Origin of the sequence: Streptococcus oralis (genome assembly GCF_023109195.1) — a bacterium.
In the GTDB taxonomy this organism is placed as follows: Bacteria; Bacillota; Bacilli; order Lactobacillales; family Streptococcaceae; genus Streptococcus; species Streptococcus oralis_BV.
Genome location: NZ_JALDUB010000001.1, coordinates 831280 through 843695 on the forward strand (window position 1 = coordinate 831280; position 12416 = coordinate 843695).

General features: G+C 42.9%; 10 protein-coding genes and 1 tRNA gene. 2 read left to right on the plus strand and 9 right to left on the minus strand.

Features of this window, described 5'->3' with window-relative positions:
- Nucleotides 1-125: 125 nt before the first annotated feature.
- The 5 genes from M1F65_RS04110 to M1F65_RS04130 form a co-directional block, all read right to left on the minus strand.
- Nucleotides 126-1292 carry an ATP-grasp domain-containing protein gene (locus M1F65_RS04110; RefSeq protein WP_247925524.1) on the minus strand — a complete coding sequence of 389 codons (1167 nt, stop codon included), beginning with the start codon at nt 1290-1292 and terminating at the stop codon, nt 126-128.
- 12 nt (nt 1293-1304) lie between these two features.
- A complete protein-coding gene (locus M1F65_RS04115; RefSeq protein WP_095726139.1) occupies nt 1305-2045 on the minus strand; it encodes an esterase family protein in 741 nt (246 codons plus the stop codon).
- A gap of 20 nt (nt 2046-2065) precedes the next feature.
- Nucleotides 2066-2890, minus strand: coding sequence for an alpha/beta hydrolase (locus tag M1F65_RS04120; RefSeq protein WP_001016818.1), 825 nt, complete (start codon nt 2888-2890; stop codon nt 2066-2068).
- A gap of 136 nt (nt 2891-3026) precedes the next feature.
- Complete coding sequence (thiI, locus tag M1F65_RS04125; RefSeq protein ID WP_125384650.1) at nt 3027-4241, minus strand: tRNA uracil 4-sulfurtransferase ThiI; 1215 nt, start codon at nt 4239-4241, stop codon at nt 3027-3029.
- An 8-nt stretch (nt 4242-4249) separates the two neighbouring features.
- Entirely contained in the window at nt 4250-5392 is a 1143-nt protein-coding gene (locus M1F65_RS04130; protein WP_125384651.1) for a cysteine desulfurase family protein, read from the minus strand.
- Between the two features lie 137 nt (nt 5393-5529).
- Between M1F65_RS04130 and M1F65_RS04135 the strand changes: the two genes are divergently transcribed.
- Nucleotides 5530-5955 (plus strand): DUF6556 family protein, encoded by a 426-nt coding sequence (locus M1F65_RS04135; protein ID WP_000073914.1) that lies wholly within the window; start codon nt 5530-5532, stop codon nt 5953-5955.
- A gap of 44 nt (nt 5956-5999) precedes the next feature.
- On the opposite strand, the gene M1F65_RS04140 is transcribed toward M1F65_RS04135, so the two are convergent.
- The 4 genes from M1F65_RS04140 to M1F65_RS04155 all read right to left on the minus strand — a co-directional run bounded on the left by M1F65_RS04140 (nt 6000) and on the right by M1F65_RS04155 (nt 11981).
- A complete protein-coding gene (locus tag M1F65_RS04140) occupies nt 6000-8306 on the minus strand; it encodes a DNA translocase FtsK (protein ID WP_083321239.1) in 2307 nt (768 codons plus the stop codon).
- A gap of 86 nt (nt 8307-8392) precedes the next feature.
- Complete coding sequence (locus M1F65_RS04145; RefSeq protein ID WP_247925525.1) at nt 8393-10336, minus strand: PTS fructose transporter subunit IIABC; 1944 nt, start codon at nt 10334-10336, stop codon at nt 8393-8395.
- Complete coding sequence (pfkB, locus tag M1F65_RS04150; RefSeq protein ID WP_070696957.1) at nt 10333-11244, minus strand: 1-phosphofructokinase; 912 nt, start codon at nt 11242-11244, stop codon at nt 10333-10335. Before pfkB ends, M1F65_RS04145 begins: the two co-directional genes overlap by 4 nt.
- A complete protein-coding gene (locus M1F65_RS04155) occupies nt 11241-11981 on the minus strand; it encodes a DeoR/GlpR family DNA-binding transcription regulator (protein WP_000920647.1) in 741 nt (246 codons plus the stop codon). Before M1F65_RS04155 ends, pfkB begins: the two co-directional genes overlap by 4 nt.
- A 161-nt stretch (nt 11982-12142) precedes the next feature.
- On the opposite strand from M1F65_RS04155, the gene M1F65_RS04160 reads away from it, so the two are divergent.
- A tRNA-Ser gene (locus M1F65_RS04160) sits at nt 12143-12230 on the plus strand.
- Nucleotides 12231-12416: the final 186 nt, after the last annotated feature.

A 12416-nucleotide genomic window follows, 5' to 3' on the forward strand; every position in this document is an offset into this window, starting at 1 on the left:
TCCTTATTCTATCAATTTTTAGGCCTTTTAGCAATATCTTTTCTAAAAGAATCTATGGAAAACGCTTTATTTAACTTATCTTTAAGAAAAGGACAAAAGGAGTCAAACTCCTTTCATCCTAATCGTTATTCTTGACGCTTGCCAAAGTCTACAATCATCTGCTCCATCTCTTGGCGACTCGGAGTGGTCAGCATATAAAGGTAGTCCCCTTGTAGCTCTGCAAAGGCTGCTGGCATGATTTTTTTGACCTTGAATTGCTGGCTGTACTTAGCAAGCAAGTCTTCTTCTGAATAGACATACTTTGCATTGGCACGACGTGATGTAGCTAGACAGTATTGAGGTTCAAATTCTGACTCTGGGAATTCTTCTCCTGCGACAATAGCTGCATAGCCACGATAGAGGTCCAAAGAGTGAGCAAAGTTATAAACATCAATGGTAAAGCCACCTGCAGGACGGTTATTGTACTCAATGGCAATGTAGTCGTCCCCGTCACGGAAAAACTCGATATGGAAAAAGCGTTCTCTCATTCCAAATTCTTTGACAATGGCCTCGCCATACTTGCGCAGCTTAGGATCCATATCCTTAAGCACATAGTAAGAATTGTCCATCTTATAAATCATGAGATCAAGTGGTGTATGGGCATAATCGAAAGTCGTTGAAAAGACGATATTACCATCCTTGTCCACAAGCCCGTCAAAGGTACAGATTTCACTAGAAGTGACAAATTTCTCAAAGAAATAAACGGTTGAATGGTCCCATTCTTTCTTGAACCGGTCTACATCTTCCTGACTTTCCAACTTAAAGGTTGCTGCGGCTCCCACTCCATTATCAGGTTTGGCAATCATTGGTAGACCAATCGTATCGACTGCTTGGTCTACATCTGCTTCTGTCTGAATAACAGCGCCTGGTACAACTGGTACGCCTGCCTTCTGGAAGAGTTTCTTCATCTCAGACTTAAACTTGGTTTTTTTAAGATCTTCAGGTTTGGCACCAAAGACATTGAATTGTTCTCTGAGTGTTGCGTCTAGCTCAAGCCAGTATTCATTGTGGGACTCAATGCGGTCGATAGGACCATGCTTGTAGAAAAGAAAGGCAACTGCGCGTTTGACTTCATCTATATTTTCAAGATTGTCCACACGGAAATACTCGGTCAAGCTATTGCGCAAAGGCTCATCCAGTTGTTCGTAAGGCTCCTGACCAATTCCCAAAACGGTGATGCCTTTATTGGCTAGCTCGATGGTAAACTGTTGGAAGTTTTGCGGATAGTAGGGAGAAATAACAAGGTAATTCATAGGCAACTCCTTTTATAGATACAGGTGTCCAAGAAAATAGGGCATTTGTTTACGCCACCATTCCCAGTCGTGGGCAACATCGTGCCCCCATTCAGCAAACCATGCTGGAATTTGTTTCTGGTCAAAGGCTTCTTTGAGCTTGTAGAAGGATGGCAGACCATCTTGTTCCCAAGCACCGAGACCTGTACAGACGACAATCTCAGCCTGACGGTAACGATCGATAAACCATCCGTCATTCTGATTCCAAATATAATCGACTGGAGAGTTTTGGTAAATGGCATCGTCATTGTAGTAATCTCCAACGAAGAAGCGGGCATCATAAACACCACTGAGGGCAATAACCTTGGTAAAGACATCTGGATGCTGGAGGAAGAAATTGAGTGCATGGTAGGCTCCCATCGAACACCCCGTCGTCATCATCCCATCAAACCAACCTGTCTTATGCTTGATAAAAGGAGTCGCCTCCTCAATCACATAACGTTCGTAAGCTCGATGCATCTCCGCTTGGTCATGACTATTTTTCCAAGTAGCCAGCCAGCTCTCACTATCCACACTAGATAGGGTAAAGAATTGGACACGGCCTTCTTCGATAAAGGAAGCACAGGCATCAATCATGCCAAAATCATAGTATTCATTGTGACTGCCACCAGATGAAGCAAAAACCACAACTGGAATCCCAGCATGTCCATAACGGTTGAGGTACATTTCACGGTTGAGGTGGCCACTCCAGTGGCTAAGGTTTTCAATATGCATTGGCTTTCTCCTTTCCTAACTTACCATTTCTCTGCAAAAAATCGGAGACAGTCTGGTAAATTTTCCGACCAAGGTATTTCACTATGGATAGCACCAGACTGAACTTTCAGGACTAGATTATCCAAGCCTACTCCACCTGCAATCAAATCATGGTAATAGCGAAGCGACGAGTCGATATAGGCTTGCTTGATATTGCCAGCCATCAAGGTCTTATCCGTATCGTCTGCTTCTTCTGTCCCTACATAGATGAAAATGCGCTGTTCAGGCGTCAATTTCTTGCGCTCGATATAGCGGTTAAAGGCTTCTTGGTGAAGCCAGTTAGCAGATGAAAAGACACCTAGACAACCAATTCGGTCTTGGTACTCTAGTCCGATAAACTGGGTAATATTGCCTCCTAGTGACGAACCAATCATAGCCGTATGCTGGCGATCAGCTTTAGTACGGTAGGTCTCATCAATAAAAGGCTTGACCACCTCCATGACAAACTCGGCATACTCCACACCCTTACCACCAAACTGCTGGCCTGGGATAGGAGATTCTTGAAACTTCCAAGCCGCATACTCATTCATCCGTCCCATACCATCATTGTCAATAGCAACAACAATCATGCGACTGATGTCAGGATTCCGCTTAATGGCTGGAATAATCTTCCAAGAGTGTCCGATATAGGACTCCTTGCTGTAAAAGACATTTTGCCCATCATGAAAGTAAACAACAGGGTAAAAACGGTCTGTGTCTTTCTCATAATCCTTTGGCAGGAGCACACGCACACGACGCTCTTTTCCAGTATAAGGAACCTTGAGTTTGTGTTCTTTCATTTTTAAGTAAAAGTAGGAATGATTCATTGTCAGAAAACTCTCTATATTCAAAATTTTATCTCATTATACCATAAAAATAGAAAAAAAGTCAGTAATTGTCCATTTTAAGGATAAATAACTAACTTTTTTCATTTAATATTCTAAATTCTTCTGGATTTTCTGATTAGAGGAGATTATCAATTAACTCATCGACAGCATCTTTTTCAGCTTGAGGTGTGATCTTAGTGATCATAATCCCTGCCACTGCTCGCTCAACCAAGCCTTCAACATCCATGCGTTTTTCATACTGCTCAGCATTCTCTATCTTAGGATTAGTCTTAGGACGATCAGGCGCAAAAATAGTACAGCAGTCCTCAAAAGGCTGAATTGAAATTTCAAAGGTATCGATTTCCTGCGCGATGTCAATGATTTCCAACTTGTCCATCGTAACCACGGGACGAATAATTGGAGTGCTAGTCACAGCGTTGATCGTCTGCATGCTTTCCAAAGTTTGGCTAGCTACTTGGCCAAGACTTTCCCCATTGATGATAACTAAACCATTTCGTATCTCACGAATACGGTCGGTAATGCGCATCATAAAACGACGGGTCAAGGTCATGAGGTAGGCTTCTGGCGCCTTAGCCTTGATTTCTTCTTGAATCTCAGTGAAAGGCACTTCGATAAACTGGATATTGCCACCAAACTTGGTCAATTTTCGAGTCAAATCGTGGGCTTTCTTGAGGGCACCAGGACTAGTGTATGGCGGACTGGCAAAGTGGACCGCCTCAATATCTACACCACGTTTAAGAGCTAAATAACCAGCTACAGGTGAGTCAATCCCTCCTGACAACATGAGCATACCTTTACCAGAACTTCCCACAGGTAATCCTCCTGCTCCACGAAAAGTTTCATAGGAAAGATAGGCAGCCTCTTCACGAATCTCAACCTGAAGATTAATATCTGGATTTTTCATCTGAGCTTGTACGTTTGGAATGGCCTCGAAAACAGCTCCACCGAGAGTTTGATTGAGTTCACGACTATCCAATTCAAAGTTGTGGTCGCTACGCTTACTAGAAATCTTAAAGGTCATCCCTTCCTTATAGATTTCCTTCATAATCTCTTGGACAGCAGACTTCAGAATTTCCACTGACTTTTCAATCTTATAAACAGGAGAAAAATTTTGAATTCCAAAAACTTGTTTGAGAGATTCTGCTACTGCTGTATAATCAGCTCCATTGAGGTATGCGTGGGCACGGTCGCGATCTGCGGTTACCTTAACTTGAGGATAGATAGACAAAACGTCTGAAATATTATTACGAAGTTTATTGATGAAACGCATACGATTTTTGTGTTTGGTTGACAATTCTCCATAGCGAATCATAATCTCTGAATACTGCATAAATGCTCCTATCTTACTTTTCTAGTTTGATTGTAAATTAATTTTAGCTTGGTCAAGAACTGCTCGACTTGACTCATATCATTTTCCAAGTCTAGGCTTAGGCGAACAGCTGACTGGGCCTTATCTTTGTCCACTCCCATGGCTATCAAGGTGCCTGCAGGTTTCCCTGCCTTGGACGAACAAGCAGAGGTTGTGGAAATGAAAATATCATAGTCTTCAAATGCATGAACGATGACTTCTCCACGAACCCCCTTAATCCCAAAAGTCAGGATATGAGGGGCAAAGTCTTCCTCATCCGAAAAGACAAAAATATCTGGATAATCCAGAAGGGCTTGACGAATGACTGCCTTCATCTGCCCTGTCTTGCTAGCAAAGATAGCTAATTTTTCCATAGACAAACGGAGGGCCTTGGCTGTTGCTGCAATCCCTGCTACATTCTCAGTTGTCGAACGATAGTCTCCCTCTTGACCACCACCTGTTAAAAGAGGCGTAATCTTCTTACCAGACTTGATATAGACAAGGCCAACACCTCTGACACCATGAAACTTATGGCTCGAAAAGGTTGCAAAATCCACCCGATCCGTCAGGTATTTTTCAGTCGGAATCTTAGCAAGTGCCTGAACTGCATCAACGTGGAAGGAAATAGTCGGCTTATCTGCCAACAGTTCTGAGATAGCCTCAATAGGCTGGATAGATCCGATTTCATTGTTAACTGCCATGACCGAAATTAACGTTGTATCCGATCGAATCAAACTTGCTAGAGCCTTGACATCTACAAATCCTTTCTCATCAACTGGGGCAAAATCTACCTCAAAACCTTGACTTTTCAGCCAGATGGCTGACTCCTTGACTGCTGGATGCTCAATGGCTGATACGATGATGTGCTTGCCAAACTGGGCTTTTTCAAAGGCCACACCCTTGATGATCCAGTTATCCCCTTCTGTTCCGCCAGAGGTAAAGAAGATTTCATCACTCTTCTTCCCAATCAAATCTGCAATTTGCTGCCGGGAAGCATCTAAAATTCGTGTTGCCTGATCTCCCAAACGATGGAGACTAGACGGATTTCCTACAATTTTTGAAGCGACCTGCATGTAAGTTTCAAGTGCTTCAGGATAAGGCTTGGTTGTCGCCGAATTATCAAAGTAGATCATGTTTTCTCACGCTTTCTAAAATCACTCCTTCTATTGTATCACGAAAAGAGACCTGCGACAAGAAAGGGAGGTTTCTCTTTTTTTAAGATTTTTTTAAAGAAATGAGGTATAATAAATCATAATTAAAGGAGAGTATCATGTCTAACTATCGTAGAACTTCAAAACCAAAAACAGAACACATCAAAAAGGGATTTACTGTCTTTCAAAAAACGATTGCTACCATCGGTAGTATCCTTGGTCTCATCACTGCTACTATCACCATCATGAACGCCATGGATAATAACAAAAACAACAAGAAAGAACCGACGACAACCCAAACAACTGTTGTCAAGGAAATTCAAAAGGAATCCCCTCAGGAAAATACTACACCTAACAAGGACAACACTTCTACTAAAGAAAATACCCCACAAGAAGAAACTTCTCAATCAAACACGAAAGAGGAGAAAAAAGAAGAACAGAAAACAACAACTCAGGACTCTTCTACACCAGCTACAAATAAAGAAACAAGCGATAATGGAACACAGTCAAATACGACGAGTTCTGAAACTAAAACGAACCAGTAATCACCAAAATAGCTTCTTTCCAAATTTGGAAAGAAGCTATTTTTTTATTGTTGCAATACTTTTCGTGGTTTGGTTCCCTCAGCTGGACCGATGACACCTGCCATTTCGAGTTCTTCCATCAGGCGGGTCGCACGATTAAATCCAACTGACAAACGACGCTGAATCATTGAAGCGCTAGCTTTCTGGGTTTCGATAACCAAAGCCTTAGCTTCTTCAAAAAGCGGATCGCCACCAGCTTCACCATCAGAAAAATCTCCTTCATTTTCAGGAACATCTCCTGGGTCAAAGCTGTCATCGTAGTCCGCATCTGCCTGAGCCTTGATGAAGTTTACGATACGTTCAACATCATCATCCGAGATAAAGGAACCTTGCAGACGGACTGGATGATTTTCATCAATTGGTTTAAAGAGCATATCTCCTCGACCAAGCAGTTTTTCTGCTCCATTCTCATCCAAGATGGTTCGTGAATCTGTACCTGATGAGACTGCAAAAGCCACACGAGATGGGACATTGGCTTTGATAAGACCAGAGATAACATCAACCGATGGACGCTGCGTTGCGAGAATCATGTGAATCCCTGCGGCACGCGCTTTCTGTCCGAGACGAATAATGGCATCTTCCACTTCCTTGCTAGCCACCATCATGAGGTCTGCCAACTCATCCACAATGACAACAATCAAAGGCAGCGGTACTTGTTTGTACTCAGATTGGCTATTAAATTCCTCAACCTTGGCATTGTAACCAGCGATATTTCGCACACCAACCTTGGCAAAGAGTTCGTAACGGTTTTCCATCTCATCCACAACCTTTTGCAGGGCCTTGCTGGCCTTGCGTGGATTGGTCACAACTGGGATCAAGAGATGAGGAATGTCGTTGTAAACTGATAGCTCAACCATCTTTGGATCCACCATCATAAACTTGACTTGGTCTGGTCTTGCTTTCATCAGAATGCTAGCAATAATACCGTTAACTGCGACTGATTTCCCTGATCCCGTCGAACCTGCAACGAGTAGGTGGGGCATCTTGGAAAGGTCAAAGGTGCGGGCAGTTCCATTGACAGCCTTACCCAGAGGAATTTCGAGGAGATTTTCTGGTTTAGTCTGAGACTGTTCCCAGAGTTCTCGGAAGGAAACAGTCGCGATTTCTGAGTTAGGAACCTCAATTCCGACTAAGGATTTACCAGGTATTGGTGCCTCAATCCGGACGTCCTTGGCCGCCAGAGCTAGCGCTAAGTCATCTGCCAGATTGGAAATGCGGTTAACCCGTACACCAACTGCTGGCTTGACTTCATACTTGGTAACTGATGGTCCTATTTCAGCCCGTTCCACCGTCACCTTGATACCAAAGCTAGCAAAGGTTTCTTCTAAAATTTTGATATTTTCTCGAACAATCTTCTTTTCCTTGGACTGATCTTTGGGTTTATCTGGCGCAAAGAGTTGCAAGCTTGGCAGTTTGTATTCGAGAGCTTCTTTGGCAGAAAAATCAACCTGCACCTCTTCATCCTCAAAGTCTTCTTCCACATCTGGAACGTCAAAATCAGTTTGAGGGAGGATAATCTCCGGTTCGATCCACTCTTCCTCAGGAATTTGGGGGAAATCGTAGTCTGGTACCTCTGATAAGATTTCTCCCGTTTCAGGATCTACAGGAGGAAGCGGTAATGCATCCTGTTCTTCTTGTTCTCTCTGAATTCTGGCGGCTTCTTCAGCTTCTTGACGAGCCTTCTCTTCTTCTCTCTTGATGAAGCGTTCCTGTTTTCTCTGTTCCTGTTTTTCTATGAAGGATCTGAACTGAGCTCCAATAAAGGCTGCAACATCATAAATAGACCAGGGACTAACCAAGAGTGCCCCAACTAGAATCAAGAGAACTCCAATAAAGTACGATCCGATATTGGAGAAAAGAAAGGATATGGGGATATAGAGTCCAACACCAAGCAGGCCTCCACCAGCAAAGCTAGTCACCCGCATACCAGTCAGGTCCGTCATAACTTGAGACAGGGTCCCTTTTAGGACTGACTGCTCCAAGCCATATTTCCATACCAAGTAGGCCTCAAAAATCAAGAGTAAGCCAGCAAAGATACAGAGAAATCCTGACAGAAGTCCCTCTTGCTTGCGGATCCATTTAAAAAGAAAAAGATAGATGAGGAGACCACCTATGGCCACATAGGCCAAACTTCCGACCACCAGTCGAATGAGATTGTAAAGAGTGACACCTGCTGCACCGAGTTTGAGGGCTGCAATAATCAATAACAAGGCAATTCCTAAGGAAATCAACATCCTCTGGATAGCCTGTTTTCTTTCGAGTTCTGCTTTAGACGGTCTCCGTCTTGTTTTTGTAGTATTCTTGTTTGCCATTCTTTTATTATACCATATTTCACAGCCATTTCGAATAGAGAAAAAGATTGCACCAAATGGTAACAATCTTTCTATTCTAATCCTTTTTATGCTTGTGGTTTGCGTAGGTAACCATAAACCACACCACTTACAATTGCGCCAACCAATACAAAGGCAAGGTCATTTGAAGTAAGAGCGATGACGAAGATTCCTCCGTGTGGCGCCATGAGTTTGATTCCTGCAAGACCAACGAGTCCGCCTGCTACTGCCGAACCAAGGATGAAGCTAGGAATCGCACGAGCTGGGTCTGCTGCACCAAATGGGATCGCTCCCTCAGTGATAAATGACAAGCCCATGATGATGTTTGTCAAACCAGAGTTGCGTTCTTCTTTGGTAAATTTATCTTTAAAGAGAAGGGTTGCGACAAAGATGGCAAGTGGTGGAACCATTCCTCCGGCCATAACTGCTGCCATAGCTACAGAACCACCTGAAGAAACAGTCGCTGCAAGCGTACCTGTACCAAAGACATAAGCAGCTTTGTTGACTGGTCCACCCATGTCAACAGCCATCATGCTTCCAAGAACGATACCAAGAAGGACAGCTGAACCTCCTCCAAGACCGCCTAGGAAGGCATTCATATCGGTGTTGATTCTTGCCATTGGGATGTTGACAGCTAGCATGACAAATCCAGTCAAAATTGTTCCAAAAAGTGGCAAGAGAAGGATTGATTTAGCACCTTCAAGTGAACGAGGAACTTTGACATATTTCTTGATAGCAAGAACCAAGGCTCCTGCGATAAATCCACCAACAAGTGCACCTAGGAAACCAGATGAGACACCTGCAAGAGTTGAAGTTGCTTCACCACCTGCGGCATAAGGAATTTTACCAAAGGCAAAACCTTCTTTGGCAATAGCACCAGCCACAAAACCTGCTACCAAACCTGGTTTTTCGGCGATAGAGTAGGCTACGTAGCCTGCAAAAACTGGAAGCATCAAGCCAAAGGCTGCTCCACCGATTTTCATGAACATAGAAGCTAGCTCATGGTAAGATCCGAGATTACCAAGACTATCTTGTGGCACACCAAAAGCTCCGTCGATCAAGAAGGCAAGGGCAATCATGATACCACCACCGATAACGAATGGCAACATTTGAGATACACCACTCATCAAGTGTTTGTAGAAAGCACCACCAAGACTTTGTTTTTCGTTAGATGCTGTTGCAGCTTTTGCTCCATTAGCAGCATGGTAAACTTCAGCATCTCCTGAAAGAGCCAAGTTGATCAATTCTTCCGTCTTACGGATACCGTCTGCAACCGGACGGTTAACCAAAGGTTTACCATCGAAACGATCCATCTCAACTGCCTTGTCTGCAGCGATGATAACAGCTTTAGCCTTGCGGATGTCCTCTGCAGTTAGTTGATTTCCAACACCGCTAGCACCATTGGTTTCAACCTTGATCCCAACACCCATTTCAGCAGCCACTTTTTGAAGGGCTTCTTGGGCCATATAAGTGTGGGCGATACCTGTCGTACAAGCTGTAACAGCTACGATAAAGTCGCCAGATTCATTGGCAGGTGCTTGAACAGGCTCCTCAGCTTTTTCTGAAGCTTGGTCAAAAAGTTCGATAACTTGATCTGCAGATGTTACTTGACGAAGTTTATCAGCAAAACCATCTTTCATCAAGTATTGAGACAATTCTGCCAAGGCTGCTAAGTGAGTATCATTGGCACCTTCTGGAGCAGCAATCATGAAGAAGAGGTCTGTTGGTTGCCCATCCAAGCTTTCGTAGTCAACACCCTTGTTTGACTTAGCAAAGAGAACCGTTGCTTCTTTGACAGCAGAATTTTTACTGTGAGGCATAGCGATTCCATCACCCAAACCAGTGGAAGTGAGAGCTTCACGCGCTAAAATTCCTTCTTTAAAGGTTTCAAAATCCGTCACGTAACCGTGATCTACCAAGCTATGAATCATCTCTTCGATGACAGCTGTTTTTTCAGTTGCCTGTAAATCCAGCAACATGACATCTTTTCTCAATAGGTCTTGAATTTTCATCGTTTTTCTACCTCAACTTTTTCATATGTTTCTTTAATAAAGTCCGCTGTTGCCAAGTCATCTGAGAAGGTCGTTGCTGTGCCACAAGCAACTCCCCATTTGAAGGCTTCTATTGCGTCTTTTGATTTGACAAATTGACCTGTAAATCCAGCTACCATAGAGTCACCAGCCCCGACTGAATTTTTGACTGTTCCCTTGATAGGTTTGGCGAAGTAAGCTCCCTCAGATGTGACAAGAAGAGCACCGTCGCCAGCCATGGAGATAATAACGTTTTGAGCTCCTTTGGCCAGTAACTGACGAGCATAGTTCTCGATTTCATCTAAACTTTCGAGTTTCACTCCAAAGATAGCTCCAAGCTCGTGATTGTTTGGTTTAACCAAAAGTGGCTGGTAGTCCAAACTATCAATCAAGGTCTGTCCTTCAAAGTCACAAACCACTTGCGCACCAGTCTGGCGTGTCAAGGCAATCAAATCTTTGTAAATAACATTACCTAGATTCTTAGCACTCGAACCCGCAAACACAACCGTATCATCTGCTGTCAAACTAGACAAAATAGCTTTCAATTCTTCTAGCTGAGCCGGTTCCACATTTGGACCAGTCCCGTTGATTTCTGTTTCTTGGTCTGCTTTAATCTTGACATTGATGCGAGTATCTTCTGCTACTTGGACAAAACGAGTTTCGATTTCTTCCTCTGTAAGGGTATCTGTGATAAATTTACCAGTAAAACCTCCGATAAATCCAGTCGCAGTATTTGGAATACCCAAGCGTTTCAAAACACGACTGACATTGATTCCTTTCCCACCAGCAAACTTATCATCACTGTCCATACGATTGACACTACCGACTTGAACTTGGTCCAAGCGCACGATATAGTCAATGGATGGATTGAGTGTGACTGTATAAATCATACTTCTATTACCTCCGTTTTCTTCTTAATAGCCTGCAAGAGCTCATGCCCTTGACTTGTGATGACAATAGCGCGTTTAAGTGGTGCTACCTTGGCAAAGCAAGTTTGTCCAATCTTAGACGAATCCACTAAGACATAGGTTTGTTTGGCATTCTCTAAAATAGCACGCTTAACGGCTCCCTCCTCCATATCAGGAGTCGTATAATAACCATCGTCTACACCATTCATCCCAACAAAGGCACGGTCAAAGTGCAATTGATTGATTTGGTTAAGAGCAACACCACCGATACATGCATCTGTTGCCATCTTGACACTTCCTCCAACCATGACAGTTGGAATCTGTTTTTCAACCAACTGAACCGCATGGTGAATGGAGTTGGTCACAACTGTAATATTCTTATTAACCAATTCCTTGATTAAAAAAGCAGTTGTCGTTCCAGCATCGATAAAAATGACATCTTTTTCCTTAATAAGAGAGGCTGCTTTCTGAGCCAGTAGCTTCTTCTCTTGAAGGTTTTTGACAGATTTTTCTTGGATGGTTTCTTCTTCCTGCAAGGAGTGGGGCAATTCTGCTCCACCATGCACACGGCGAAGTTTGTTTTCCGCCTCCAGCTCATCCAAATCTCTTCGAACCGTTGATTCTGATGTTTCTAATAGACTAACCAATTTTTCTAGGGAAACTACATGATGTTGATTTAACTCCTCTAAAATCAGTTGCTTCCGCTCAGTTTTTAACACCAAATCACCTCCTGTTATCGTTTACACTATTCATTCTAGCACAATTTCTATCAAAGTCAAGCATTTTTTATCATTTTCTTTCAATTTCTATCATTTTTCTTATTTCCAAAATTTTTATTGCAAGATAAGTGGCTTTATGGTAGACTATTTGAGTAAGTATTGGAAGATTACTCAAGAGGCTTAAGAGGCCGTGTTGGAAACGCGGTAGGCGTGTAACAGCGTGCGTGGGTTCGAATCCCATGTCTTCCGTAGAAAAAAGAAAAACTGCACCTCAATGCAGTTTTTTTATCGTTCTAAGAACAATACATAGAAATGAAAGGCTGAGTTACTCTAACTATCACACTATTTTTTTCTGTATCCTTCCCTATCCTAGAATCACTTTGATTTCATAAAAAAACAAGTAGTTTATTAGGACTACTTGTTTTTCTTCTAAAT